Origin of the sequence: Idiomarina loihiensis L2TR (assembly GCF_000008465.1) — a bacterium.
In the GTDB taxonomy this organism is placed as follows: Bacteria; Pseudomonadota; Gammaproteobacteria; order Enterobacterales; family Alteromonadaceae; genus Idiomarina; species Idiomarina loihiensis.
The window spans coordinates 2,461,113-2,487,013 of record NC_006512.1; the positions used below are offsets into that span (position 1 = coordinate 2,461,113).

Here is a 25,901-nt window from a genome sequence, read left to right on the forward strand (position 1 = left end):
TTGACGGTAATTTAACCGCTGAGTCTATCTCACTTTAGAGGATTGCACAAAGCACCTCACTGCGGTAAAACAGTGCTATGACAAAGACAAAATTAGACTGGTCAAAAATACTGAAATCCGGGCAGAGGATCTTTATAGGTTCTCACGCGGCGGTGCCTACGGCCCTTATTGATGACCTGATAGAAAATTCGAAAAACCTGCACGATATTGAAATTGTGCAGTTAATGACGCTGTCTGATAACAAATGGGCAGGTCCGCAGTATCAGCAACTCTTTAAGGTAAACACCTTTTTTATTGGTGGGGATACAGTACGAACTGCGGTTAACGAAGGACGCGCAGATTACACTCCCAGCTTTATTTCCGACATTCCTAATTTATTCAGTAACGGAATTCTGCCGCTGGATGCGGCCTTAATTATGGTCAGCCCCGCCGACAAGTACGGTTACCATTCTATGGGCGTGTCGGTTGATGTGGTTGCCGCGGCAGCTAAGTCTGCCAATACGGTAATAGCGCAGGTTAACCCTAATATGCCGGTTACCTATGGACAGTCGTTTCTGCACACGAACCAGATTCACCATTTTTGGGAACATGCGGCGCCACTACCGGAGCTGCCGCCGCCAAGCCTGGAAAACAATAAAATCATTGAACGTATAGGCCAGTACATTGCTTTGCTGGTTGAAAATGGCGCGACTCTGCAAATTGGTGTGGGTACCATTTGCGCGGCGGCACTGCGTTACCTGAGCAATCACAAAGATCTTGGCATTCACAGTGAGCTTATCACTGACGATGTTATGCACCTTATGCTCAAAGGGGTCATCAACAATCGTAAAAAAACCTTTCACCCGAACAAAATCGTCACCAGTTTTTGTATGGGTTCTAAAGCTCTGTATGACTTTGTTGATCACAACCCCCACGTTGGTTTTTACCCTAGTGAGTACGTTAACTCACCGGCCAATGTCGCCCGCAACGACAAACTCGTGGCTATTAATAGCGCCATTGAAGTGGACTTAACCGGACAGATTGTTTCCGACTCCATAGGACATCAGTTTTATAGCGGTATTGGCGGGCAAGTTGACTTCAGTCGTGGCGCTTCCTTAAGTAAGGGGGGTAAGCCCGTCATTGCTCTGCCGTCAACCACCGAAGACGGCAAAGTATCGCGCATTGTGCCTTTTATTCGTGAAGGAGCCGGAGTGGTCACCACGCGAGGGCACGTGCATTATGTCGTAACCGAATTTGGGGTGGCGTCGCTGCGCGGAAAAAGTATCCGCGAACGCGCATTAGAGCTGATTCGTGTTGCCCACCCTAAATTCCGTAGCCATCTGTTACAGGAAGTACGCAAACACTACTGGGTGCCCAACTATCAGCAACAAACCCCTGTCGATGTGCCTGAACTTGGTGACATCGGTTTTAAAAAGCTAAAAATTAATAATGAGTCTTTCGACTTAAGACCTCTCTATCCATCAGACGAACGACGATTGCAGGAGTTTTTCTACTCTCATACCAAAGAAACTCTGCAGTTACGATACAACGCAGTGCCCACCAACATGACCCGGGAAAAATCCTGTAACTTGGTCAGCGTTGATCAGTCCAGAGACCTGGCCCTTTGTATTGTTCGCCAGAAGGGCTCAGCGGTTCAAATTCAGGCCGTAGGACGTTACTACTTCATTGAGTCTCAAAATAGCTGTGAAGTGGCTTTTGTTACCCGTGAGAAGTATCAGGGGCGGGGCATGGCGGGCATGTTACTGGATGAAATGATCCGTATTGCCAAAGAGCGCAAGCTGGACAGTATGCAGGCCTATGTTCTGGCAGCTAATAAGCCCATGCTCAGCGTGTTCGAGCGCGGAGGCTTTAAGCGCCTACCCAGTGAAGAGCCCGGAGAAGTGCTGCTAAAACTCGAGCTGAACGAGGACGCAGACTAGCTATGTCTATCGTTGTTTTTAGTCATTCAGATTGCCTGGAGCATATTCCGGATGAACAACACCCAGAGTGCCCGGCTCGCATAGCGGCCATTAACGACCAATTGATCCGCTCCGGAATGGACTTTGTTCTGGTCAGAAAAGACGCTTCCGACGCGCCACTTGAGGCTATTTACAGAGCCCATACCAAAGAGCATGTCGATTTTGTTTTCGCGCAAATTCCGGAGTACGACCACGAGTGGATTGATCCGGACACCTTAATAACCGCAGGCAGTAAAGCCGCCGCGCTGAAGGCTGCCGGAGCCGCCATCAATGCAGTCGATGATGTACTGACCACTTACAACAAACAGGCCTTTTGTGCCGTGCGCCCGCCCGGACACCACGCCACCCGCGACAAAGCGATGGGCTTCTGCCTGTTCAATAATGTTGCTATTGCCGCTTACCATGCTCTGGAAACGCACGGGCTTGAACGCGTTGCCATTGTCGACTTTGACGTGCACCACGGCAATGGAACAGAAGACATTGTTCAGAACGATGAGCGTATTTTATTTTGTTCGTCTTTTCAGCAGGCGTTTTACCCCTTTACCGGCGAAGACACCAACGCCGACAATATCCACAACGTTCCCTTACCCGCAGGATGCAAAGGCCCACAATGGCAAGAAGCCGTTAGCCAAAAGTGGTTTAAGGCGTTAGATGACTTTGCTCCACAACTCATACTGATTTCTGCAGGGTTTGACGGCCACGCCGAAGACGACATGTCGCAGTTCTTATTGAAAGAAGAAGACTACCACTGGATAAGCCTCAAACTGAAAGAAATTGCCGATAATCATTGCGACGGCCGTATCGTATCTTGCCTGGAAGGCGGGTATAATCTCAGCGCTTTAGGCCGCAGCGTGGTTGCGCATTTAAAAGGCTTGCTCTAATTAGCTAAGGCTTAAATAGCGCCTAACACAGCAAGCTTCCATTCGTAAAAACATTCATAAAAAGAGTCGAGTATTATGGGATTAATTCTTAAGCTAATTGCGGGTATTGTCGCCGGTATTCTCATTGGGCTATATATGCCCGAGTGGGTCAGCCAACTGTTATTGACCTTTAAAGCTCTGTTCGGTCAGTTGTTATTCTTTACCATCCCATTACTTATTTTGTTCTTCATTACCAGCGGTATTGCCAGCTTACCAAGCAACTCCGGAAAAATGCTCGGTAAAACCTTAGGTATAGCTTATGCCTCTACCGTCATCGCCGGTAGTGTTGCGTTTTTCGCCGCCAGCCTTGTCGTGCCCTGGCTGACCACCGATGCTCAAAGTGTTTCTACCGAAGCCAAAGCCACTATCGAACCTTTTATTGAACTGTCAGTTCCGCCACTTATGGAAGTCATGTCAGCTCTGGTTTTAGCCTTTATATTCGGGTTGGGCATTGCCAGTACTAAAGCTGAAAGTTTGAAAAAACTGTCGGATCAAGGCCGCGACATTATCGAGCTGCTGTTGGTTAAAGTTATTATTCCATTACTGCCGCTGTATATTGCCGGTATCTTTACAGAAATGGCCGTTGCCGGCACGGTGTTTAATACCCTGAAAACATTTGGTGTCATTCTGATACTTGCCGTTGCCCTGCACTGGGTTTACATCACCTCTATGTACATTATGGCGGGTATAAAAACCGGTCGTTCGCCACTGTTTTTAATTAAAAACATGCTGCCAGCCTATTTCACCGCGTTAGGTACTATGTCCAGTGCTGCAACTATTCCTGTTACCTTACAAAGCGTGCGTAAAAACAAAGTCGATAATGACGTAGCCAACTTTACCGTGCCACTTTGCGCTACCGTTCACTTAGCTGGCTCCACCATTACCATTGTTAGCTGTGCGGTCGCGGTTATGGTGCTGCATAATTCTCTGGCCATTCCCGGTTTCTTTACCATGCTGCCGTTTATTTTAATGCTTGGCATTGTCATGTTAGCCGCACCAGGTGTGCCCGGCGGCGCCGTTATGTCGGCAGTTGGCTTATTAGGTTCAATGCTGGGGTTCGGCGAAACTGCTATCGCCTTAATGATAGCCCTGTACATGGCACAAGACAGCTTCGGTACCGCCTGTAATATTACGGGTGATGGTGCTATTGCTATGTTTGTGGATAGTTCGAAAGAGAGTTAGCAAACGAAGGTTCAGAACATTGAGTCGCTGGTGCGTATTAAACCCAATTTAAACGTACTAGCGATTAAAACTTGGAGCGGGAAACGAGATTCGAACTCGCGACCCCAACCTTGGCAAGGTTGTGCTCTACCAGCTGAGCTATTCCCGCGTATTGATACTTCTGGTGGAAAGACTGACGTTGGAGCGGGAAACGAGATTCGAACTCGCGACCCCAACCTTGGCAAGGTTGTGCTCTACCAGCTGAGCTATTCCCGCTTCGTCAGTGCGGCGTGTATTCTACTGATACCACCGATAAGGTCAATAGTTTTCGCGCCGCAATTGGTTTATTTGCTGAAAAAATGCTCTCGATAGTGCTGTAATTCTGCAATAGACTCACGAATATCCGCTAAAGCCTCATGCGCACCTGACTTTTTAAAGCTATTAGCAACTTCCGGGTTCCAGCGTTTGGCCAGCTCTTTTAATGTGCTGACGTCTAAGTTCCGGTAATGGAAAAAAGCTTCCAGTTCAGGCATATGCTTTGCCAGAAAACGGCGATCCTGACAGATACTGTTACCGCACATTGGCGATACGCCAGCGTCAATGTACTGCCTTAAAAACTCAATCGTCTCTGCAGCCGCTTTACGCTCGTCGTGCTGACTCTCCTTTACCCGCTCAACGAGACCTGAGCCGGTGTGCGTTTTCACATTCCAGTCGTCCATTCTGTCCAGGTGCTTTTGCGGCTGATGAACCGCAATAACAGGCCCTTCGGCCAGAGTATTTAACTGGGCATCGGTGACTATGGTAGCCACTTCAATAATATGATTCTCATCAGGCTCCAGACCTGTCATTTCAAGGTCAATCCAAATTAAGCGTTGTTTCTTATTGTCCTCGGTCATTACCCTGCTCTCTCAATACAATTTGTTGTATGATAGCGTCATTTCTAGCACGACAACAGGTTAACGGGCTTGGTAAAACGCAGACGTCTTAATAAAGGTCAGCAACGGCAAGTATCAGTCAATCAGAAAAAACGACTGAAAAACACCGATATAGAATGGACTGACAGCCAGCTTAATGCACCGGAACCCGGTCGCGTTATAAGCCGCTTTGGCCAACATGCCGATATCCGTGACGAGCAGGGAAATACCTATCGCTGCCATATTCGCCGAGTCATCAGTAGTCTGGTCTGTGGCGACAGTGTTTTATGGTCCAGATCTTCGGTTGAGCAACAAGGCATGCAGGGCGTAGTGGTTGCTGTTCAGGAGCGCGACAGCTTGCTTTCGCGCCCCGACTACTACGACGGTCTTAAACCGGTTGCCTCTAATATTGATCAAATCTTTATTATCTCGAGCGTATTGCCAAGCTTCTCCTCTCCGATTATCGATCGCTACTTAGTCGCCTGCGAAGACATTGGCATAGAACCGGTTATTGTCCTGAATAAAGCCGATTTACTGCCGGAAATAGACGAAGACGAGCGCAACCATATCCAGCAGCGCTTAAAAGACTACGAGAGTATTGGCTATAAAGTCCTTAACGTCAGCAGTGCGACTCAGGATGGTCTGGATGCCCTGCAGGACATGCTGAAAGACAGTATTTCTATTGTGGTTGGGCAGTCCGGGGTGGGTAAATCCTCGCTGGTCAATCAACTATTACCTGAGGTGAACGCAGAAACGAATTTAGTGTCCGATAATTCAGGATTAGGGCAGCACACAACCACCGTTGCTACTTGGTATGATTTAAAGCAAGGCGGAGCACTGATTGACTCTCCCGGAATTCGGGAGTTTTCATTATGGCATCTGGAACCCGAGCGAATCGCTCGTTGCTATGTGGACTTTCGCGACTATTTAGGCGGCTGTAAATTCCGTGACTGCAAACATGCAGACGACCCGGGTTGTGCATTACAGGAAGCTGTCAGCAACAATCAATTGCATGACTGGCGTCTTTCTAATTATCATCGCATTATTGAGACTATGAAAACACAAAAGCCCAGTCGGGCAATTCGAGGTAAATAACTGTGGCTAAGACCGATAAAGTCAAAATATTCTTCCAGCATGTCATGCCTAAGCATTTAATTTCCCGCTTAATAGGAAAGTTTGCTGCGGCGCGTGCCGGATGGTTTACTCAGCTGTTTATCCGTTGGTTTATCCGACAGTATAAAATTGATATGAGTGAAGCCATTGAAGAATCGCCAAAAGCTTATAAAACCTTTAATGCGTTTTTTACCCGCCATTTAAAACCTGAGCTCAGACCCTTAGAGGCCAGCGAAAGCGAGCTCGCTCATCCGGTCGATGGTGCTGTCAGCCAATTGGGCGACATTGAAAACGGGCGTATTTTTCAGGCCAAAGGCCACGATTATTCGTTACAGGAATTGCTGGGAGGCAACGAAGAAGACGCGAAACCTTTCGTTGACGGTAAATTCGCGACTATTTATTTGGCGCCGAAAGACTACCATCGTATTCATATGCCCTGCGACGGCGTGCTGAAAAAAATGATTTATGTGCCAGGTGACCTGTACTCCGTTAACCCGTTAACGGCGGCTAATGTCCCTAACCTTTTTGCCCGAAATGAGCGCGTGGTTGCCATTTTTGATACCGAAGTTGGCCCCATGTCATTAGTATTGGTTGGCGCTACAATTGTTGCCAGTATCGGTACTGTATGGTCTGGTACCATAACGCCTCCTACCGGCGGGCGTATTCAAAGTTGGTCATATCCAACCTCGGGGCACTCTGCGATACACCTTAAAAAAGGTGAGGAAATGGGTCACTTTAAACTGGGCTCGACCGTTGTGTTGACCTTTGCTAAAGACGCCATTGAGTTTAACGACGAACTTAAACCTCTGTCAGTGACCCGTATGGGTGAAGTCATGGCAGAAATAAAAGAGAGCGACGATTGATTTTATGGGCTCACCGAGGAGCCAGTTATGAGGCTCCGGAAAACACGCTCGCCGCGTTCTCGCGCGCAATGGACAGCGGAGTGCATGGCATAGAGCTGGATGTTTACGCCATTGACGGTGAGCGTTTTGTCTTTCACGACCGGTATTTAGAACGCCTGACCGCCACCCCGGGCAGATTAAAAGATTTAACCGCAGAGCAAATTCGGCATCTGAAAGTCTTCGGTCAGCAGTCTATACCCACGCTGCGAGAAGCTTTAGCTCATATTAACGGACATTGTCATGTCAACATCGAGCTTAAAGGCGATGTGCCGACCAAAGAGCTGTTACTGGACGTTGATTACGCTCTGCAGAACTCGAATTTTAAGCCCGAGCAACTGCTGGTTTCGTCTTTTAACCACCATTGGTTACAACGCCTTAAAAAGCGTCGTCCCAGCATTAAAATTGGAGCGTTAAGTGCCAGTTGCCCTTTGAGTTATTGCTACTTCGCTGAAGAACTCAAAGCCTTCTCAGCTCATTTCGCTGTCGACTTTGTGACACCTGAGTTAGTCGCAGATGGTCATCGCCGGGGCTTACAAGTTTATGTCTATACTGTGGATGGTCAGCACGACATTGAAGAACTGCACGCAATGGGAGTCGACGGTATTTTTACCAATCACCCTAGTTATGCACACAACGTCGTTGCCGGCCTGACCACTGCCGGCAACGAACCTATTCTGCACTATTAGCACCGCAGACCATCAACTATGATGGTCTGGATACTCTTCCTGTAAAGATTCCAGTTTACGCGTGATAGCCATTGGTGAGCTGGTATTCTTCGCCAGAGCGATATACAGAGCAGGAATAACAAATAACGTCAAAAATGCTGACACTGCAACCCCGGCAAAAATAACCGTACCAATGACCATACGGCTTTCAGCTCCCGGCCCAGAACCGAGGATAAGTGGCACGGAACTCATTAGAGTTGTGAACGCCGTCATCACAATCGGTCGTAAACGCTGTTGCGCAGCTTTAAGCACAGCTTCTTTGAACTCCACTCCTGAATCACGCAACTGATTCGCAAATTCAACAATAAGAATACCATTTTTCGCTGCCAGACCAATGAGCATTACTATGCCTATCTGACTGTATATATTGATGCTCATTCCGGCCAGATACAGCGCCATTAAAGCCCCAACTATAGCCATAGGTACCGCCAGCATAATGACCAACGGATGAATAAAGCTTTCAAACTGCGCAGCCAGAACCAGGAAGGTAATGACCAATGCCAACCCAAAAACAAAGACAATTGAACTACCACTCTCTTTGTACAGTTGAGACTCGCCTTTATAGTCAATTGAAACATCTTCCGGCAGTTTTTCCTGCACCACGCCTTCCAAATAACTCAACGCTTCACCCAGTGAATATCCCTCAGCCAGATTCGCTTCAATGGTGACACTGCGCATACGGTTGTATCGGTTAAGTCGGGCTGAAGTGGCCTGCTCAGTAATGGTTACGAGGTTAGAAAGCGGAATCAATTCGTCACTTTTACGCGAACGTACATAGATATTATCTATGGCGCTGGGGCTACGGTAATCGGCTTTTTCGCCCTCCAGCATCACGTCATACTCTTCACCGCGATCAAGGTAGGTTGTCACTCGTCTTTGGCCTAATACAGACTGCAGGGTGATACCTATATCCTGCACTGAAACTCCTAAATCAGCCGCGCTGGCTTCATCCACCTGAATCAGTAATTGTGGCAAAGTTTCTTTATAGTCACTGTCCAGATCCTGTAAACCCGGGTTGGTAGAAGCTTCCTCAATAACAATGTCACGAAATTCAGCTAAGCGCTCGTAGGTATTCCCCTGCAACACGAATTCGACCGGACGCCCGCCTCCGCCGCTAATACCACTCCGCATAAAAGCGAACGCCTGAACGCCGACAACCGAATCCAACTGAGAGCGCATTTCTTCCATAAGATCAAAACTTGACCAGTCACGCTCGTCAAAAGGAACGGCACCGACGATGGCAATACCGGCGCTACCACCCCAACCGGGAGCACGAACAATCAAACGGTCAATCTTGCCTTCATCAATATAAGGCAAAAGAATCTGTTCTATTTCGTCCATATGTCTGGAGCTGGACTCGAAACTTGCGCCTTCGGCACTGCGCACCTGAATGTAAAAAGTACCGCGGTCTTCAGGTGGTGCGAACTCTTGTGGAATAAAGCTGAATAAACCAAACGCAACAACGCCCGACATAACCACCAACACGATTGCCATCATAGGCCGCTTCACGCTTTTCTCAAGCACGCCACGGTAACCTTGTTCCAGCCAGTTGAAAGTCGCATCAAAAGCCTTACCAAATTTACTGGTACGCTCTTTTTTACTCAGTATTTTAGAGCTCAGCATTGGCGTTAACGTCAGTGCTGCAATACTGGAGAAAGCAACAGCAGCGGCTATGGCAAGGGCAAACTCCGTAAAAAGCTTACCGATATTTCCGTCTAAGAAAGCCAGCGGTACAAATACCGAAATCAGTACCAGAGTTGTCGCAATAACCGCAAAGCCCACTTCTCTGGCTCCACGATAAGCAGCCAGAACCGGAGGCTCTCCCTCTTCTATACGGCGGTATATGTTTTCCAGCACGACAATAGAGTCATCAACCACCAGTCCAATAGCCAGTACCAGCGCCAGCAAGGTTAACAAGTTTATGGAAAAGCCCAGTGCGAATAGCACCATGTAGGACGCAATAATCGCCACAGGCACCGTCAGCGCAGGAACAATAGTTGCCCTTATATTTCCTAAAAACAGGTAAATAACGACAATAACCAGTGCCATCGCCACAGCCAGAGTATTATAAACTTCGTCAACTGAGCCCTGAATAAATATCGACGAGTCATAGCTGGGTGCCAGATACATGGTTTCAGGCAGGGTTTCCTGAATTTTTTTCATTTCCCGGTGAACGTTCTTCACCACATCCAGGGTGTTGCCCTTCGACTGTTTAATGACACCGACACCAACCATGTTAACGCCATTACCCCGGAAGTCGGTTTTGTCATCTTCGGCACCCAGTTCTACCCGGGCCACTTCACCTAACCGGACTAAGTAACCGTCGTCGCCCTGTCGTATCACCAGGTTTTTAAAGTCTTCCGGCGATAAATACGCGCGTGCCATACGAACCGAGAATTCTCTGTCGGTTGACTCAACTTCACCTGCCGGAAGCTCAACGTTTTCTTCTCGCAAACGGCTAACAATATCGGTTACCGTCACCTGCCGTGCCGCCATAGCATCACGGTCCAGCCATACACGCATGGCGTAACGGCGGTCACCACCAATGACTACCCGTGCGACACCGTCGGCAACTGACAGACGGTCTACGATGTATCGCTCCGCGTAGTCAGTTAGCTCTAGTATCGACATGCTCTCGCTGCGAAGGTTATACCAGACAATGGTACTCTCATCGCTTGAGGCCTTTGAAACTTCAGGGGGGTCAGCTTCTTCCGGCAGGTTATCAAGTACCCGGGACACCCGCTCACGAACGTCGTTAGAAGCGGCATCAATGTCGCGAGTCAGATTAAACTCTATACTGATACTGGAGCGCCCGTTGCGGCTGCTAGAGCTAATGTTTTTAATGCCTTCTATGCCACTAATACGGTCTTCGACTAACTGCGTGACCTGAGTTTCTACAACTTCGGCAGAGGCACCGGGGTAGTCTGTATCAATAGTAACTATGGGACGATCAATATCCGGATATTCTCGCAATGGCAGCATGGTAAAAGCCACAATACCGAAGACCACCAGCAGAATATTCAGTACGGTTGCAAAAACCGGACGTTTTACAGAAAGGTCTGACAACAACATAATTTAACCTCCCTGCACAGAAACGGGTACACCGTCACGAAGGCGAACAATACCTTCTATAATAACTTCTTCTCCGGGTTTAAGGCCGCCTGTAATTTCCACAATACCGGGCTTACGTCGACCAATAGTGACTTCTTTTTGGCGCGCGCGATTATCCGGTGTTAACACATACACATATTGTCTGTTTTGAATGGGGATAAGCGCTTTTTCCGGCAACAAAAGAGCTTCATCAATGCTCCGTAGCAAAGTAATTTGCAAAAGCATTCCCGGACGCAGACGTTCATCATCATTGTTAATTTTTGCACGGACTTTTACTGACCGCGTTACCGGGTCCACACGAGAATCAATGCTGGAAATACGCCCAATAAACTGTTCGCCCGGATATGCACGGCTGCGGGCAATCACTTCCTGATCTACGGCAATACTAGCGAAATAACGTTCAGGAACGCTGAAGTCCACTTTAATAGGTTTGATATCATCAAGCGTTGTAAACACATCCCCCGGACTGACCAGAGAACCGGCGCTTATTTCACGAATACCGACACGACCTGAAAATGGCGCATAAATCTTCATTTCTTTTAAAGTTGCTTCCGCAACTTCTAAATCGGCCTGGAGCCCATTTACCCGAACTTGTTGCTCATTAAGTTGTTGTTGTGAGGCTGCATTACCACGACGCAATTCGGTTATGCGTTCCAGCTGTCGTTTTGCTTCGTCTAAACTAAATTTGAGTTGTTGTACACGAGCGACTTCTATACGCGCATTTAACTCAGCCAGCAGTTGTCCCTGCTCAACTAAGTCGCCGCTTTCAAAATAGATTTTTTCAACAACGTCCTGAGTTTGCGCGGTAATACGAACCGTTTCATTGGCCATGGCGGTGCCTAACGCTTCAATAGTATCGCGGAACTCACTAATTTCAGCGGTCTGAGTTTTAACCGGAACCGACTGTTCCTTTCCCTCTTCAACCTTAGTTTCAGGCGGAAACCCAAACAAATACACAGCTGCCGCAGTCAGGACAACGACAACAATAGTAATGGGATTAATCCAGGAACGTTTCGCCATGCTTACCTCTAGGTTCTTTTTACAACGGTTTTAACATGGACTATTGTACGCAAAACACCGCCTAAAGGCGGTGCACTTAACGAGGATTCTGGCGGTTTAATCGCAAATTCAATCGTTTGAATGAAACGCGGGGCTGTATTTGTGAATAGCTTCAATAAAAGCAGCAGCATGCTCCGGATCTACTTCGGGGTGAATTCCATGCCCCAAATTGAACACATGGCCAGTACCTGAACCATAGCTTTGTAATATGCTTTGTACTTCTTCCTCAATCCGCGCTGGTTTCGCATACAGTACGCTAGGGTCCATATTTCCCTGCAGCGCGACTTGCCCACCAACACGAGCTCTGGCATCGGATAAATCGGTGGTCCAATCCACACCCAGCGCATCGGCACCGCTGGCAGCCATAGCTTCCAACCATTGCCCACCATTTTTGGTAAATAAAGTAACCGGCACTTTGCGTCCGTCGGCTTCCCGCGTAAGACCCGCTACAATTTTCTCCATGTAAGCCAGAGAAAATGCTTTGTAGTCACGTGGTGATAAAACTCCCCCCCAGGTATCGAATATCATGACCGACTGCGCACCTGCGGCAATCTGCGCATTTAAATACTGAGTAACGGACTCAGCCAGTACATTCAGCAAGGTATGCATAGCTTCAGGATCAGCAAACATCAGTTGCTTCACCTTGGAGAAGTTTTTGGTGCTGCCACCTTCAACCATGTAGGTCGCCAGTGTCCAGGGACTTCCGGAGAAACCAATAAGTGGCACACTGCCATTCAGTTCGCGACGAATAGCGCGCACAGCATCCATCACGTAACCCAGCTCGTCTTCCATATCGGGCACAGCCAGATTTTTAATAGCGGCCATGCTGCGAACCGGGTCTTTAAATTTTGGACCTTCGCCAGCCTCAAAATATAAACCCAGACCCATAGCATCCGGAATGGTCAAAATATCACTGAAGAGTATGGCAGCATCCAGGTCGAATCGACGTAACGGTTGCATGGTCACTTCACAGGCCAGTTCAGTGTTACGGCATAATGACATAAAGTCGCCAGCCTGACCGCGCACTTCTTTATATTCAGGTAAATAGCGCCCAGCCTGACGCATCATCCAGACGGGTGTGCGATCAACAGGTTGTTTTGCCAATGCACGAAGGTAACGATCATTTTTAAGCGCCGGAGCGGTCATAGCGAATCCAATTATTTATCAACATCAATGCCCGGCATTTTATCAGTCCACAGGCATTGGCTCCATGAAAACTTATGCTTACCTCTTTTGAGATAGGTCAATCAACGTTCTTGCTATGGTCCCTTCCGGCGGAATATCCGGAAGGCTGTCAAAAGCAAACCAGTCGCCTGTCACCAATTCGTGCGGATCAATATGCAATTCGCCTTCTGCCCAGTCTGCAGTGTATCCCATCATTAATGAATGAGGGAAAGACCAGGGCTGGCTTAAATGGTACTGAATGTTCTTAACGCGGATACCTGCTTCCTCATAAACCTCTCGCTCTAATGCCTGCTCCAGACTTTCGCCGGCTTCAACAAACCCTGCCAGTATAGAGTGCAACCCAGGCTTATGCCGCTTACCCTGAGCCAGTAAAATTTTGTCACCTTTGCGAATAGCCACGATAATGCATGGCGACACGCGCGGGTAACAACGGTGCTGACACTGGTTACAATGCATCGCCAGCTCCCATTCAATGGTTTGCATGCGGGCCCCGCAGCGGCCACAAAAACGATGAGTATTCAAAAAATCGCTGAATTGCCGGGCTCTGCCTGCCATCGCAAACTTTTCCATGTCATCCACGGTAAGTAATTGCCGTAAAGGCACGAACTCACCACCAATGAACTGCTCATCCATATAGTCAGCCATGACCAAATAACAGCTGCGCTCCCGCAGTTCTCCTATTTCCACCACCCGGTAGTCATTTAAGTCTGGAAAGCTCAGATCTTGCAGGCAGCCAAAGGGGACTTCTCCGCTTTCATCCAGAAAAAGATGGTCAGAGCTCACCACAAACCACCAGGCAGGTTCATCACCCGCCGGTTTTGAATACAAAGTCGCCATATTAATCCCGCGTATCAAATGCGTTTGGTTTTCTGTAAAATCAGTTGAGTTCTAATGCTTCTGAATTTACATTAGGTACTGAAACTATAGACGGAGAGTATCATGTTAAGCCGTAATGAGCAGGCAAAAAAGCGCTGGGGCGGCGCTCATAAAAGTATCGACCTATGGCTATCCGAGCGCCAGGACTTACTGGTGAATTACTTTAAACTTGCCGCGCTCCCGCCTTATGAAAGCATTCGCTCGGGCTTACCCGACGTCACTGATATCCGTAACTTTTGCGGTCAATTAGTCGACTACGTATCGAGTGGTCATTTTGAAATTTATGACCAAATTGTGCGCGAAGCTTCATCTCAGGGAAACTCAGTTGATGATTTGGCTGATGAGTTATTCCCTTTAATTTCTGACACAACCGAAATAGCGTTAGATTTTAACGATAAGTACGGTGAGATAAGCTCAACTGACCACTGTGAAACCTTCGATAGAGATTTATCGGCACTTGGTGAAGCATTGGAATTAAGAATGGAGTTTGAAGACAAACTTCTCAACCATTTAGACGAGCATAATTTAATAACAGCTTAAGCTGACTTTTATTGAATTTATAAAAACGCCGGCAATTCGCCGGCGTTTTTGTATAGATGAAAACTCAACTGAGCTTATTCGGTATCCGGCTCGTCTTTTTGTACGTTAAGTAATTCAACGGTAAAAATCAGCGTTGAATTTGGTGGGATTTGACCATCACCCAATTCACGATCTCCATATGCAAGTTCAGACGGGATCACAAAACGGTACTTAGCACCTTCCTTCATCAACTGCAGACCTTCAGTCCAGCCCGGAATAACTCGGTTTAGCGGAAAAGATGTAGGCTCGCCACGTTCATAGGAGCTATCAAAAACTTCCCCATTAACCAACGTGCCTTCGTAATGAACTTCTACCATATCGGTTTCGGATGGACTAACACCGTCACCCTCTTTAAGAACTTCATACTGAAGACCAGAATCTGTTGTTTGAACACCTTCTTTTTTCGCGTTCTCGGCTAAATACGCTTTGCCTTCTTCCGCCGCTTTCTTACCCAATACGTTTTGACGTTGCTCCATAACTTCTTTGCGCATAGTGTTCAGGATTTTTTCAGCTTCCTCATCACTTAACTGAGGATCACCTTTAACCGCATCCACAAAGCCAGCAATAACAATATCGCGTTCCAGCATGAAATCCGCTTCTTCCTGACGTTCTAAGTTACGTGCAATAAACCCGCCAACAGAAGAGCCTAGAGCGTAAGCCTGCTTGTCTTTGTCTGTTTTTAATTCCGTATCATTCGCCGGAAATTTTTCTTGTGAGCAGGCCGCCAGTACCAGCGCGATAGCTGAAATAGCTAACGGCTTCATCAGTTGTTTCATCGTTTTCTCCAATTATCGTCTTGCATCCTTTCGGACTATGCCATAATAGTGTTATCTAACAGAACCATACTACACAACCACAAGGAACTTGCCTATGCCTTTTCTTAAGCTCTGCGGTGCGTTTATTTTGCTGGTTGTAATTACCGGTTGCCAACCTGCACCGGAAAAGGTCAAGAAAACGATTCACGCTGAAAACGGCACCTACGCCGCTGATATTTCCGACGACGGAAACTATAGCCTAGTCTCTACAGATGAAACTGGTTTACTGCTGTGGCCACGTTATGCCACCAACGCCAAGTACCAATGGCAGCATAATGAAAACACCGTCTCTCAGATTATAGACGTTGATATTAGCGCCGACGGGGAAGTGGCGGTTGCAGCATCGCGTAAAGAATTCTCCATGTGGGATATTAATAACGGCGAAAATCTGGGGTTCTGGCAAATAGGTTCAGGCGAGATACAAAAGCTGGTGGTCAGTAAAAAAGGTGGAACGGTGGTGCTTGGAAAGCAAGACGGTACACAGGTTGCTTTCAACCCAGTCTCGGGTCGACGTATTGAATTTTATGGGCATACCGAAAGTATTAATGTTCTTGATATTTCGCCCAATGGTTTTTATGTTCTAAGCGGTTCAAACGACCATTCGGCTATTCTGTGGGATACCCGAAGCGGGCAAATTGTGCACCGTTGGCCACTGGAAGGGCGGATCACACAGGTTGCTCTGCACCCTGATGGTCACTTCGCGTTTATCTCAGATGCAATCGATAATTCGATTATTCACTCACTACCAGATGGCGAAATTGCCTCAAAACTTAAATTCATAGAGCGCCATAAAATTTTTAGTGCTGCGCGTTTTAGCGCATCCGGTGATTATCTCATTACCGGCTCGCCATCACGTCAAATTGCAATCTGGGACACCTCGACAGGAGAAGAGCTCACGCACTGGCGGGTAGATTTACGCGACGGAGGGCGTCCCAGCAACGCTGCGGTGTTAGCCGTCGTCTTTGATGAAAAACAGCAACAGGTCATTAGCGAGAGCTCTGCCGGTCTTGCTGAGTGGTGGAATATTGATTTAACAGGTAGTAAAGAATGACAGTAGAGAAGATAGAAGCACAATTAACTAATCTGGAAATGCAGTTAACATTCCAGGAAGACACTATTGATTCACTAAATAAACTAGTTACTGAGCAGACTCAGCAAATGAGTGAAATGCAAAAACAAATTCGCTGGTTAGGAAAGCGCCTAAAACAAATGCAGGAGAATCAGTCGACTGACTCAGATCCGGCAGACGAACCACCCCCTCCTCATTATTAAAGCGTTGGGTTTACCTTGACCTTAGCAAATCAGGTCAGTATAACAACTGTTCTTATTTAGTTTGCGAGAATGTTATGTCATCAAAGCACCCGATTATTGCCGTTACAGGTTCATCAGGAGCAGGAACAACCACCACAGGTCAGGCCGTACGCCATATCTTTCGTTCGTTAGATGTGAGTGCCGCGTTTGTGGAAGGTGACAGCTTTCATCGCTACTCCCGCCCTGAAATGGACTTGGCTATTCGCAAAGCTCAGGAACAGGGTCGTCATATCAGTTATTTTGGTGCCGAAGCCAACGACTTTGACCGGTTAGAATCGTTATTCCGCTCTTATTCGCAAACCGGTAACGGTAAAGTCCGTCGCTATTTACACAGCTTTGATGATGCGGTTCCTTATAACCAAATGCCCGGTACTTTCACGCCCTGGGAAGAACTGCCTGAAAGTACCGATGCACTTTTCTATGAGGGCTTGCATGGTGGTGTTTGCGGGGACGGCTACGATGTAACTCAATATGTTGATTTATTAATCGGTATGGTGCCCATTGTTAACCTTGAGTGGATCCAGAAATTAATTCGCGATACCTCGGAGCGGGGGCACTCACGTGAAGCGGTTACCACCAGCATTATTCGCGGCATGGAAGATTACATTCACCATATTGTTCCGCAGTTTTCGCGTACTCATATCAACTTCCAGAGAGTACCTACGGTTGATACGTCCAACCCTTTCAGTGCCAAGGATATTCCATCACTGGACGAGAGTTTTGTTGTTATTCGTTTTCGCGGTATTAAGAACGTCGACTTCCCATATTACCTGCAGATGATAGACGGCTCGTTTATGTCACGTACCAGCACCCTGGTTGTGCCCGGTGGGAAAATGGCCTTAGCCATGGAGCTTATTCTGACACCGCTGATTGAACAAATTATGGAAAGGAAAAACCAGGTTCGCCGTCAGGTTGACTGGATATCAAGTAAGTAACTACTCACCAACTAACCAGCGACTGTGAAAGTTGGCACCTTTATCCTGAGCCAGAGTCTTGCACAACACGGGTAACAGATGCTCGCTGTCCTGTACCACGCCATAAGGCGGATTAACCCAGAGAAAGCCACAGCCGTGAAGCCCTTTACGCTCATCATTGGTGCGTATATTCAGCTCCATGATCAGAGTCTTAGGCAGATCCGACAAAGCGCCAACGTCGCGATGAAAAGCCGCCGTTTTCAGCTCATCTTTAATGGGATACCAAACCGCAAAGCTGCCGCTTTTCCAGCGTTTTAAGCCCTGTTCAAGCGCGCTGACCACATCGTCAAACTCCGTGGTGTTTTCAAAAGGCGGGTCAATAAGCACCAAACCGCGCTTTTCAGCCGGGGGCAGTTGCGCACGCACAGCCTGATAACCGTCCATAGGAGCCAGTATTTGCACTTGTTTGTGTCGCCCCAAGGGGGTGTTTTTAAGAGTCTCTGCGTCTTCTTTATGCAGTTCACAAACAACTAACCGGTCATTTTCGCGTAAAAATTCAGAAGTTATGACCGGTGAACCGGGGTAATACCGAAGCTTATCCTGCTCTTCGTTTAATTGACGCACGGTGCTTAAGTATGCGGCGGCTAAAGGCTCTTCAGCTGAGTGCTCAGCAAAACGAACAATGCCCTGCTCAGCTTCAGCAGTTCTTATTGCCTGATCGCCTTGCAAATCGTAGTAGCCTATACCACCGTGAGTATCGAGTACGAAGTAGGGCTTATTCTTTTGCTGAAAATACTCTAGCGCCCGCGCCAACAGCAAATGCTTAAAAACATCGGCAAAATTGCCAGCATGAAAAATGTGTCGATAATTCAAAGATCAGTCGTCTTGTTGAGGGGATTCAATACGGTAACTGTGGGTAATATTAACCGAAGCTTCCAGCATCTTAGCCACCGAACAGTACTTGTCGGCTGACAGTTTCACCGCACGCTCTACGTGCTTTTCGTTGATATCGGTGCCCACGACCACGAACTCCAGATGAATGTCAGTAAAAACCTTTGGTACTGAATCGGCACGTGTCCCTGACAACTCACAATAGCAGCGCTGAAAGTTCTGCTTAGCTTTTTGCAATATACTGACCACGTCAACTGACGCGCAGCTTCCTGCCGACATTAGCACCATTTCCATAGGGCTGGGCGCCTTGCCCGGGCTGTCACCATCCATAACCACTTGATGACCACTACCTGAGGTAGCCACAAAAGTCATGCCCTCTACCCAGGTGACCTTTGCATTCATGCTATTTGCTGACATTGAAGATCCTTGCTGAACTCAATAAAAGACTACAGTCGGTAACTTTGCAGACGCTCATCGAAAAGGTTTTTTACCAGACCGACAAACTCGTTAATGAAGGCTTCCTGCTGCGGAGTCGGGTGTGTATCCAGAACTTTCGATAACACTTCTTCTAAATCGTAAACGATAGCATCCGTTTCCCGGACAATATCCAGCCGCACAGCCTCATCAAGCTCATTCTGCTCAAACACTGCCATCATGCTTTCTGACAAGCGCTCTTCCATAAAGTCGCGCAAAGTGTAATCCGCAGTTCTTGCGCTGCTACTTTGTTCAGTGAAGACCGGTAACTGACCTGTCAGGTACTGGATTAACTCAATGTATCCGTCTGTTTCAACTATCATCTGTTTCTCTTTGTCACGCGGCCAGGCAACCCATACGTTGCCCAGCCACTAAACTAGCACAGATTGCGATTAAAATTTAAGCCCTGGTGCTAAACTCTCAGGTAAGCTCATGCTGTCAGCTTCCACAGAGGCGACCGGATACGCGCAATAATCCGCCGCATAATACGCACTAGCGCGATGATTACCGCTTGCGCCAATACCACCAAAAGGTGCGGCACTGCTGGCACCAGTAATCGGCTTATTCCAATTCACAATACCTGCACGAATGTGTTTAAAGAAGTAACGATAGGTTTGTTCATCGTCACACAATACACCAGCAGACAAACCATAACGCGTGTTGTTCGCTTCTTTAATAGCCGCATCGATATCTTTAAAACGATACACTTTCAATAATGGTCCGAAATGCTCCTCGTCCGGTAAATCTTCAACTCCGGTTACATCCACAATACCCGGAGTGACAAAGCCTTTCTTCGAATCGGTCTGCTTCATACGAACTAATGACTTAGCTCCTTTATGTAACAGCTCATTCTGTGCATCGACCATTTCGCCCGCAGCTTTAGCAGAAATCATGGCACCCATGAATGGCTGTGGATCAGCTTCGTAGTCGTCGACCAGAATATTCTCAGTCACTTCAATGAGGCGTTCCAGTACAGCACGGCCTTGCTCAGAATCTTCGATGAACAAGCGACGTGCACAAGTGCAGCGCTGACCAGAAGTGATGAAAGCCGATTGCACAATATTGTGCACCGCTGCATCAACATCAGCCACATTAGTCACCAATAATGGGTTATTACCGCCCATTTCCAGTGCCAGAATTTTATCCGGGCGACCGCCAAACTGTTTGTGTAACAGGTGACCAGTGTTTGATGAGCCGGTGAAATACAGACCGTCAATTTGTGGATGCGCTGACAATGCTTTACCCGTATCAACTTCGCCCTGAACCAGGTTGAGAACACCCGCTGGAATGCCTGCTTTTTCCCATAACTTCACGGTTTCCTGAGCCACCATAGGAGTCAGTTCGCTTGGCTTGAACACCACAGTGTTACCCGCAATAAGCGCCGGTACAATGTGCCCGTTAGGCAAATGCCCCGGGAAGTTATAAGGGCCATAAACAGCGACCACACCGTGCGGCTTGTGGCGGATAAAGGCTTTTGCGCCCGGCATGTCGTTTTCCACGGTACCGGTGCGTTCATGGTAAGCACGCTCGGAAATAGCCACTTTACCCATCATAGCGCCAACTTCGGTGCGAGTTTCCCAAACGGGTTTGCCGGTTTCTTTAGCCATGGTACGAGCCAAGTGCTCTTTATTTTCTTCCAGCAATTCAGAGAATTTTTGGCAAATAGCCAAGCGTTCTTCAACACTGCGACCAGACCAGTCCGGAAATGCCGCCCGTGCTGCCAGAATGGCCTTTTCAACCTGAGTTTCACTGGCAGCTTCGCCACTCCAGATAACTTCGTTTCGTGCTGGATCAATCGATTTGAACAACTGGCCTTCGCCAGCTTCCCAACAACCGTCAATAAATTGAATACTGTTCGTCATACAAATACTCCTGCTTAGAGTGCAACAATGCGGGCTTCATCGCCGCTTTCTAAATGCATTGCCTGGGCTTGTTCTGTCGTCAATATGAGCTCGTCTGCACCTGCCGGTAAAGACAGTTTGGTTGCGCGGAAGTTCTTCAGTTGCGTGTTGCAGACAATATGAGGAATACCTTCATCTTCCGCTGCAGATCCGCTGACAGTTACCGTCACTAAACGACTGTTACGGACACTATTAAGATTACACACTTCGGCTTCAACCGTTGGCCCTGCGTCAAATATATCGACGAAGCCTCTGAACCGGAAACCTTCCGACTCCAACAATTTCAGTGCCGGGCGGGTATTGTCGTGAACTTTACCGACAACCGCCTGCGCTTCCTTACTCAACAAGTTGGTATAAATAGGGAAGCGTGGCATCAATTCAGAAATAAAGACTTTATCACCAATGCCGCTTAAGTAATCGGCTTTAGGAAAGTCCATCGAGAAAAAGTTCTCTTCCAGCCAGTTCCAGAATGGCGAATCCCCATTTTCATCTGAAACACCGCGCATTTCGGCTATTACCCAGTCGCTGAAACGCTGTTTAAACTGCGCTAAAAACAGCATACGGAAACGAGACAAAGTACGTCCGTTCATATTGTGCCGGTAGGGTTCACGCAAAAATAGGGTGCATAGCTCAGAAACACCTGTGTAGTCATTACACAAGGTTAAGGTTTCCAGCGCATTATAAATATTAAGCTTTTCTGAATGATGCACAACTTTACCCAAACGGTAATGCCAGAAGGCTTCATTCAAACCCACCGCAGCTTCAATACCACTGACACCTGCAATAGTACCGGTTTCGGTATCTTCCATAACAAACAGGTAGCTTTCATCGCCCGGTGTTTCAACGGTGTCTTTAGCGAATGCTTTTTGCGCCGCATTAATGCGGCGCTCCAGCAGCGACTGGTCTACCGGTAAGGAAGTAAAACCATGACCGGATTCAATCGCGCACTGATATAACGCTTCGTAATCTGACGGCTTAATGGGTCTGATTAGCAACATAAAACAGCCTCAGTTATTGACCGACGACCTGAGCAACAGCTTTTTCAAAGCGCTGCAGGCCTTCTTTAATGTCTTCTTCAGAAATAACCAGTGACGGGGTAAAACGCACCACATTAGCACCGGCAATCAGTACCATCACGCCATGCTCCTGACCGGCCAGCAAGAAGTCGCGCGCACGCCCTTCGTACTCTTTATTCATTGCCGCGCCAAGTAATAAGCCCTGACCTCGAATTTCGCTGAACACGTTATATTTTTCGTTAATTGCGGCCAGTTGCTCTTTGAACCACTGCTCACGTTGCTTCACGCCGTCCAGCGTTTCTTTCGTATTCACAACATCAAATACCGCTTCTGATACAGCACATGCCAGTGGGTTACCGCCGTAAGTACTACCGTGAGTACCAGGTTTAAGATGCTCAGCAATTTCCGTTGTTGTCAGCATAGCGCCAATAGGGAAACCACCGCCTAAAGCCTTGGCTGAAGTCAGAATATCCGGCGTTACGCCCAGCTGTTCATAAGCATAGAGGCTACCGGTACGGCCAAAGCCTGTTTGTACTTCATCAAAAATCAATAACGCGTCGTTTTCATTACACAGTTCACGTACCGCCTTCACGAATTCCACGTCAGGGCTTACTACGCCGCCTTCACCTTGCAATGGCTCCATCATTACCGCGCAAGTTTTGTCGGAAATCAGTTCCTTAAGCGCGTCGATGTTGTTGTAATCCACATGCTCAATAGCACCAGGTTTTGGACCAAAACCGTCAGAGTAGGCTGGCTGGCCACCCACGGTTACGGTAAAGAAGGTGCGTCCGTGGAAACCTTTGGTAAAAGCAATAATTTGTTGCTTATGCTCACCGTGCTTTTCAATTGCCCAGCGACGCGCCAACTTTAATGCCGCTTCGTTGGCTTCAGCACCTGAGTTAGCGTAGTAAACGCGATCAGCAAAGGTGGCTTCGGTTAATTTCTTCGCCAGACGAATTGCCGGTTCGTTGGTAAAAACATTACTTAGATGCCACAGCTTCTGGCTCTGTTCCTGTAGGGCTGACACCATCGCTGGGTGGCAATGACCAAGACAGTTCACAGCGATACCACCGGCAAAGTCGACATACTCACGACCTTCTTGATCCCAAACACGAGCACCTTCTCCTTTAACTGGAATCATCGATGCCGGGTTGTAGTTTGGAACCATTACATCATTAAACATTTCACGGTTTACTGTCTTATTGTCTGTCATTACTCTCGTCCTTATCGCCTTAGCGAGTTAACAAAGGTGTCAACAAATTCATCTCTAAAAGTAGCCGGCTATTATGCCAAAATTTGTGCAGTTTGTCTGTGATAATTCGGTTATAAATCCCTAATCCCGAGGGTTTACGCTTTTCTTGCATAAGATACGAATAGTTATGCTAATGCATGCTGAAACTATGAATCTTTAGTCATTATTTTTTAGCGCAGAAGAAATGTACCCCCTGAATTAACATTTAACTACGCAGAATTACATTGATTTTCAATTGGTGTTAATTTAGCCTGAATTATTGAATAAATGTTCGGCTGGAAAAGACGTTATGGAAAATCAGACTCTGCCCCTGAACGCCTCATCTCAACCACAGTTAAAGCTTACCTACTTACGTCCGGGCGACATAATTGATGTTGAGTTTTCTTCGGCGACCAAGGTACGTACAAAACTTCAGGTTGTGGGCTTTGATACCGGTAACTATTTATTGTTAAAACAGCCGAATCCACGCACTGACGGCAGCTATGCCGATGTGTTATATGAAGGCAACCCGGTTATTGTTCGCTTGGTTTTAGAGGGAGAAGCGGGTGAATGCCTGGCGTTTAAAACAAAGATCCGGGCCGTCTCAAATATCCCGTTCAGGTTGCTGTATCTGGATTATCCGAAAGAAATTGAGAATCGCGCACTACGCGCACAGCGGAGGGTTCGAACACACATTCCAGTTGATGTTACTGCTGACGGCAGCCAGACTAACGCTAAAAAGAAATTGGCCAGTGGTGTTATCGTCGATATCTCTTCTGCCGGGTGTCGAATTGTGTTTAAGGCGCAGAACCAGACAGGTAATGTCACTCATATGAATATAAAAATCAGTATTGGTTCTGGTTCTCAGAAAGAGCCTCTGACTCTTTCAGGTCAAATTATGAATCAGCGCAAAGAGCATGGAATGATAAGTGTTGGCGTGCGCTTCACTGACGAGGAAGCGCATATCGGTAAAGTGTTCGAGCATTTATTAATCGACACCGAGTTTGAGTGCTGACCTCTCTATTCAGGCACGACAATTGGCGGGCGTTTTAAGCTCACATTGTGCAAGCGAGCAACAGTTTCTGATGTTATTGAATGCTTATTGAGTAGATGTTTACCCTCTTCCAGACTGGCAAGGTCCACTTCCCGCAGCATTCTGAATTCGCAATAAGCATTAGCTTGGGCTAAGGCTTCCGCGTATTCAGATTCATAGCCTTTGTCTTTCGTTTTGCTTTGCGTAAAAGCCAATAAGTGTTTGCTTACCGGAACACGCTTTAACCCCCAGCCTTCAGCAACCAGATAACTCACGTCTTTATCCTTTTCCAGCATTAAGTCGCGTAGAAAGCGTTCGTCAGGAGTTAAAGTGACAATAGTATTGTGGCGCTCGGGTGACTTATCGTTAACGCTTTGCATAGCGAATTCGCGCTGCACATCATCAAATAAACGCAAATACAGCTTGGTTAAGGCAATTTTCCCCAGTTCATGGAACATACCAATGGTATAGGCTAGAACCGGATCTCGCAGGTTACGCTCTACCGCAATATTGTGTGCAGCAATAGCCGTACCCAGGGAATGCTCCCAAATTTTGCGACGGAATAAGGTGAAGGGTTGTGTGGCCGGCGGCAGCCAGTTTTGCATAATATAAGCAGGAGCCAGCAGGCGTAGGTTTTCGGTGCCCACAAAGCTCATGGCTACCCTAAGGTTATCAATTTTCACCTGCTTATTCCGGTCGATAAACGGTGGTTGATTGACCGTACGGATTAACCCCGTATGAAACCAGTCCATACCTTGCACAACGGATTCAATCCGGCGCATAGAAGCAGCTTTCATGCTAAGCGTATCCAGCAATTCAGGTAGCTTTTCAGGTAATGGGATCAAGCGTTCGCGAATGTAGTCACCATCTTCGATGGTTTTCAACGCACGATGATAAATCTCTTCATGCAATTCATCGGAAATACGATCGGCGTAACGTTGGCGCGCTTGCGCTTTACGGTCGCGCTCTTCGTAATTCAGACGCTCAACTTCTAAAAGCTTACGTCGCTGCTCATGCTCTTCATCGTCGGTACCATCTTCTTTTGAGCGAGTTTTACGCGCAAACGGAAAGCTTATCAGATAGTTGATAAAGCGTTTTTCTAAGCGCAGGGCGGGATCATTACTACCGCCTTCTGTGGTACCCGCAAAAAAGTGGAACATGTTACCTCGGTATTAGCTGAACTGCGGCAGTATTATGTTGAATAAGCAGAGAAAATACTACTTACTGATTATCGTATATAACGTAAAAAATTCGCTAACAGATTATGTCCTTGTGCTGTCATCACAGACTCGGGATGAAACTGAACACCAAACAGCGGCAAATGCCGGTGCCTTATTGCCATAATCTCGCGCTGACCTTTTTCGGTTCCTGTATCGGCATCAATGACAAAATCTGTTGATAAGCTTTCAGGAGAAACAACAAGGGAATGGTAACGGGTCACTTCTAATGGGTTATTCAGCTGTCGGAAAAGTCCTTCGCCGGAGTGTTTAATCACACTGGTTTTTCCATGCATAACTTTTTCTGCCCGAACAACGTTTGCACCAAAAACCTGTGCCAATGCCTGATGACCAAGACACACACCTAATATTGGCAGCTTAGTCTGAAAGTGCTCAATAGCAGCTAAAGATATTCCCGACTCGTTGGGAGTACAGGGGCCAGGTGATATAACAAGTGCTTGCGGCGCTAACTGCTCTATGTCGGTAAGGGTTAATTCATTATTCCTGAAAACACTAACGTCTTCGCCTAATTCCCGAAAGTAGCGTGCAAGGTTGTGAGTAAATGAATCAAAGTTATCAATTAAAACAATCATAC

General features: G+C 47.3%; 25 protein-coding genes and 2 tRNA genes. 11 read left to right on the forward strand and 16 right to left on the reverse strand.

Annotation, left to right across the window (positions count from 1 at the left end):
- The first annotated feature begins 77 nt into the window (after positions 1-77).
- The 3 genes from IL_RS11800 (at position 78) to IL_RS11810 (ending at position 4,060) form a co-directional block, all read left to right on the forward strand.
- A complete protein-coding gene (locus tag IL_RS11800; protein ID WP_011235523.1) occupies positions 78-1,919 on the forward strand; it encodes a GNAT family N-acetyltransferase in 1,842 nt (613 codons plus the stop codon).
- Between the two features lie 2 nt (positions 1,920-1,921).
- A complete protein-coding gene (locus tag IL_RS11805) occupies positions 1,922-2,839 on the forward strand; it encodes a histone deacetylase family protein (protein ID WP_011235524.1) in 918 nt (305 codons plus the stop codon).
- 75 nt (positions 2,840-2,914) lie between these two features.
- The gene (locus tag IL_RS11810) at positions 2,915-4,060 is read left to right on the forward strand and encodes a dicarboxylate/amino acid:cation symporter (protein ID WP_011235525.1); all 1,146 of its coding nucleotides are present in this window, start codon (positions 2,915-2,917) and stop codon (positions 4,058-4,060) included.
- 72 nt (positions 4,061-4,132) lie between these two features.
- Here the strand turns inward: IL_RS11810 and IL_RS11815 are convergent.
- From IL_RS11815 to orn, 3 genes are all read right to left on the reverse strand, one after another.
- Positions 4,133-4,208: transfer RNA gene (locus IL_RS11815), tRNA-Gly, on the reverse strand.
- A 31-nt stretch (positions 4,209-4,239) separates the two neighbouring features.
- Positions 4,240-4,315, reverse strand: a tRNA-Gly gene (locus IL_RS11820).
- A 68-nt stretch (positions 4,316-4,383) separates the two neighbouring features.
- Positions 4,384-4,935 carry an oligoribonuclease gene (gene orn / locus IL_RS11825; RefSeq protein ID WP_011235526.1) on the reverse strand — a complete coding sequence of 184 codons (552 nt, stop codon included), beginning with the start codon at positions 4,933-4,935 and terminating at the stop codon, positions 4,384-4,386.
- Positions 4,936-5,004: 69 nt separating this feature from the next.
- On the opposite strand from orn, the gene rsgA reads away from it, so the two are divergent.
- Genes rsgA through IL_RS11840 form a run of 3 tightly spaced genes read left to right on the forward strand, consistent with a single transcriptional unit; the run spans position 5,005 to position 7,654 of the window.
- Positions 5,005-6,048, forward strand: a complete 1,044-nt coding sequence (gene rsgA / locus IL_RS11830) for a small ribosomal subunit biogenesis GTPase RsgA (protein ID WP_011235527.1) — start codon at positions 5,005-5,007, stop codon at positions 6,046-6,048.
- A 2-nt stretch (positions 6,049-6,050) separates the two neighbouring features.
- Positions 6,051-6,929 (forward strand): archaetidylserine decarboxylase, encoded by an 879-nt coding sequence (gene asd / locus IL_RS11835; protein WP_011235528.1) that lies wholly within the window; start codon positions 6,051-6,053, stop codon positions 6,927-6,929.
- Positions 6,926-7,654, forward strand: coding sequence for a glycerophosphodiester phosphodiesterase (locus IL_RS11840; RefSeq protein ID WP_011235529.1), 729 nt, complete (start codon positions 6,926-6,928; stop codon positions 7,652-7,654). The genes asd and IL_RS11840 overlap by 4 nt, the downstream gene beginning before the upstream one ends.
- A gap of 12 nt (positions 7,655-7,666) precedes the next feature.
- Here the strand turns inward: IL_RS11840 and IL_RS11845 are convergent, their stop codons facing one another.
- From IL_RS11845 to nudC, 4 genes are all read right to left on the reverse strand, one after another.
- Positions 7,667-10,765: an efflux RND transporter permease subunit gene (locus tag IL_RS11845; protein WP_011235530.1), complete on the reverse strand. Its 3,099-nt coding sequence runs from the start codon at positions 10,763-10,765 to the stop codon at positions 7,667-7,669.
- 3 nt (positions 10,766-10,768) lie between these two features.
- On the reverse strand, positions 10,769-11,824 hold the full coding sequence (locus tag IL_RS11850; RefSeq protein ID WP_011235531.1) for an efflux RND transporter periplasmic adaptor subunit: 1,056 nt from the start codon (positions 11,822-11,824) through the stop codon (positions 10,769-10,771).
- Between the two features lie 108 nt (positions 11,825-11,932).
- Entirely contained in the window at positions 11,933-13,009 is a 1,077-nt protein-coding gene (gene hemE, locus IL_RS11855; protein WP_011235532.1) for a uroporphyrinogen decarboxylase, read from the reverse strand.
- Positions 13,010-13,087: 78 nt separating this feature from the next.
- Positions 13,088-13,885: an NAD(+) diphosphatase gene (gene nudC / locus IL_RS11860; RefSeq protein ID WP_011235533.1), complete on the reverse strand. Its 798-nt coding sequence runs from the start codon at positions 13,883-13,885 to the stop codon at positions 13,088-13,090.
- A 102-nt stretch (positions 13,886-13,987) separates the two neighbouring features.
- Between nudC and IL_RS11865 the strand changes: the two genes are divergently transcribed.
- Complete coding sequence (locus IL_RS11865) at positions 13,988-14,464, forward strand: Rsd/AlgQ family anti-sigma factor (protein WP_011235534.1); 477 nt, start codon at positions 13,988-13,990, stop codon at positions 14,462-14,464.
- A 74-nt stretch (positions 14,465-14,538) separates the two neighbouring features.
- Here IL_RS11865 and fkpA read toward each other — a convergent pair whose 3' ends face one another.
- Positions 14,539-15,279: an FKBP-type peptidyl-prolyl cis-trans isomerase gene (gene fkpA / locus IL_RS11870; RefSeq protein WP_011235535.1), complete on the reverse strand. Its 741-nt coding sequence runs from the start codon at positions 15,277-15,279 to the stop codon at positions 14,539-14,541.
- Positions 15,280-15,373: 94 nt separating this feature from the next.
- On the opposite strand from fkpA, the gene IL_RS11875 reads away from it, so the two are divergent.
- The 3 genes from IL_RS11875 (at position 15,374) to IL_RS11885 (ending at position 17,564) form a co-directional block, all read left to right on the forward strand.
- A complete protein-coding gene (locus IL_RS11875) occupies positions 15,374-16,369 on the forward strand; it encodes a WD40 repeat domain-containing protein (protein WP_011235536.1) in 996 nt (331 codons plus the stop codon).
- Complete coding sequence (locus tag IL_RS11880; protein WP_011235537.1) at positions 16,366-16,590, forward strand: SlyX family protein; 225 nt, start codon at positions 16,366-16,368, stop codon at positions 16,588-16,590. The genes IL_RS11875 and IL_RS11880 overlap by 4 nt, the downstream gene beginning before the upstream one ends.
- Before the next feature lie 74 nt (positions 16,591-16,664).
- On the forward strand, positions 16,665-17,564 hold the full coding sequence (locus tag IL_RS11885; RefSeq protein ID WP_011235538.1) for a phosphoribulokinase: 900 nt from the start codon (positions 16,665-16,667) through the stop codon (positions 17,562-17,564).
- On the opposite strand, the gene IL_RS11890 is transcribed toward IL_RS11885, so the two are convergent.
- The 6 genes from IL_RS11890 to IL_RS11915 all read right to left on the reverse strand — a co-directional run bounded on the left by IL_RS11890 (position 17,565) and on the right by IL_RS11915 (position 23,038).
- A complete protein-coding gene (locus IL_RS11890) occupies positions 17,565-18,416 on the reverse strand; it encodes a 23S rRNA (adenine(2030)-N(6))-methyltransferase RlmJ (protein WP_011235539.1) in 852 nt (283 codons plus the stop codon).
- Positions 18,417-18,419: 3 nt separating this feature from the next.
- Complete coding sequence (locus IL_RS11895; RefSeq protein WP_196803391.1) at positions 18,420-18,836, reverse strand: OsmC family protein; 417 nt, start codon at positions 18,834-18,836, stop codon at positions 18,420-18,422.
- Between the two features lie 44 nt (positions 18,837-18,880).
- Positions 18,881-19,231, reverse strand: coding sequence for a DUF3802 family protein (locus IL_RS11900; protein WP_011235541.1), 351 nt, complete (start codon positions 19,229-19,231; stop codon positions 18,881-18,883).
- 69 nt (positions 19,232-19,300) lie between these two features.
- A complete protein-coding gene (gene astD / locus IL_RS11905; protein ID WP_011235542.1) occupies positions 19,301-20,770 on the reverse strand; it encodes a succinylglutamate-semialdehyde dehydrogenase in 1,470 nt (489 codons plus the stop codon).
- Between the two features lie 14 nt (positions 20,771-20,784).
- The gene (gene astA / locus IL_RS11910; RefSeq protein WP_011235543.1) at positions 20,785-21,807 is read right to left on the reverse strand and encodes an arginine N-succinyltransferase; all 1,023 of its coding nucleotides are present in this window, start codon (positions 21,805-21,807) and stop codon (positions 20,785-20,787) included.
- A 13-nt stretch (positions 21,808-21,820) separates the two neighbouring features.
- The gene (locus tag IL_RS11915) at positions 21,821-23,038 is read right to left on the reverse strand and encodes an aspartate aminotransferase family protein (RefSeq protein ID WP_011235544.1); all 1,218 of its coding nucleotides are present in this window, start codon (positions 23,036-23,038) and stop codon (positions 21,821-21,823) included.
- Positions 23,039-23,366: 328 nt separating this feature from the next.
- Between IL_RS11915 and IL_RS11920 the strand changes: the two genes are divergently transcribed.
- The gene (locus IL_RS11920) at positions 23,367-24,071 is read left to right on the forward strand and encodes a flagellar brake domain-containing protein (RefSeq protein ID WP_011235545.1); all 705 of its coding nucleotides are present in this window, start codon (positions 23,367-23,369) and stop codon (positions 24,069-24,071) included.
- A 5-nt stretch (positions 24,072-24,076) separates the two neighbouring features.
- Here IL_RS11920 and IL_RS11925 read toward each other — a convergent pair whose 3' ends face one another.
- A complete protein-coding gene (locus tag IL_RS11925) occupies positions 24,077-25,249 on the reverse strand; it encodes an HDOD domain-containing protein (protein ID WP_011235546.1) in 1,173 nt (390 codons plus the stop codon).
- Positions 25,250-25,317: 68 nt separating this feature from the next.
- Complete coding sequence (locus IL_RS11930; protein WP_011235547.1) at positions 25,318-25,899, reverse strand: anthranilate synthase component II; 582 nt, start codon at positions 25,897-25,899, stop codon at positions 25,318-25,320.
- Positions 25,900-25,901 lie beyond the last annotated feature (2 nt).

Excerpts from the sequence above, each read along its gene's own strand:
- IL_RS11800 (WP_011235523.1), top strand. The coding sequence starts at position 78 with ATGACAAAGACAAAATTAGACTGGTCAAAAATACTGAAATCCGGGCAG.
- IL_RS11805 (WP_011235524.1), top strand. The coding sequence starts at position 1,922 with ATGTCTATCGTTGTTTTTAGTCATTCAGATTGCCTGGAGCATATTCCG.
- IL_RS11810 (WP_011235525.1), top strand. The coding sequence starts at position 2,915 with ATGGGATTAATTCTTAAGCTAATTGCGGGTATTGTCGCCGGTATTCTC.
- orn (WP_011235526.1), bottom strand. The coding sequence starts at position 4,935 with ATGACCGAGGACAATAAGAAACAACGCTTAATTTGGATTGACCTTGAA.
- IL_RS11845 (WP_011235530.1), bottom strand. The coding sequence starts at position 10,765 with ATGTTGTTGTCAGACCTTTCTGTAAAACGTCCGGTTTTTGCAACCGTA.
- IL_RS11850 (WP_011235531.1), bottom strand. The coding sequence starts at position 11,824 with ATGGCGAAACGTTCCTGGATTAATCCCATTACTATTGTTGTCGTTGTC.
- hemE (WP_011235532.1), bottom strand. The coding sequence starts at position 13,009 with ATGACCGCTCCGGCGCTTAAAAATGATCGTTACCTTCGTGCATTGGCA.
- nudC (WP_011235533.1), bottom strand. The coding sequence starts at position 13,885 with ATGGCGACTTTGTATTCAAAACCGGCGGGTGATGAACCTGCCTGGTGG.
- IL_RS11865 (WP_011235534.1), top strand. The coding sequence starts at position 13,988 with ATGTTAAGCCGTAATGAGCAGGCAAAAAAGCGCTGGGGCGGCGCTCAT.
- fkpA (WP_011235535.1), bottom strand. The coding sequence starts at position 15,279 with ATGAAACAACTGATGAAGCCGTTAGCTATTTCAGCTATCGCGCTGGTA.
- IL_RS11875 (WP_011235536.1), top strand. The coding sequence starts at position 15,374 with ATGCCTTTTCTTAAGCTCTGCGGTGCGTTTATTTTGCTGGTTGTAATT.
- IL_RS11880 (WP_011235537.1), top strand. The coding sequence starts at position 16,366 with ATGACAGTAGAGAAGATAGAAGCACAATTAACTAATCTGGAAATGCAG.
- IL_RS11885 (WP_011235538.1), top strand. The coding sequence starts at position 16,665 with ATGTCATCAAAGCACCCGATTATTGCCGTTACAGGTTCATCAGGAGCA.
- IL_RS11895 (WP_196803391.1), bottom strand. The coding sequence starts at position 18,836 with ATGAATGCAAAGGTCACCTGGGTAGAGGGCATGACTTTTGTGGCTACC.
- IL_RS11900 (WP_011235541.1), bottom strand. The coding sequence starts at position 19,231 with ATGATAGTTGAAACAGACGGATACATTGAGTTAATCCAGTACCTGACA.
- astD (WP_011235542.1), bottom strand. The coding sequence starts at position 20,770 with ATGACGAACAGTATTCAATTTATTGACGGTTGTTGGGAAGCTGGCGAA.
- astA (WP_011235543.1), bottom strand. The coding sequence starts at position 21,807 with ATGTTGCTAATCAGACCCATTAAGCCGTCAGATTACGAAGCGTTATAT.
- IL_RS11915 (WP_011235544.1), bottom strand. The coding sequence starts at position 23,038 with ATGACAGACAATAAGACAGTAAACCGTGAAATGTTTAATGATGTAATG.
- IL_RS11920 (WP_011235545.1), top strand. The coding sequence starts at position 23,367 with ATGGAAAATCAGACTCTGCCCCTGAACGCCTCATCTCAACCACAGTTA.
- IL_RS11925 (WP_011235546.1), bottom strand. The coding sequence starts at position 25,249 with ATGTTCCACTTTTTTGCGGGTACCACAGAAGGCGGTAGTAATGATCCC.
- IL_RS11930 (WP_011235547.1), bottom strand. The coding sequence starts at position 25,899 with ATGATTGTTTTAATTGATAACTTTGATTCATTTACTCACAACCTTGCA.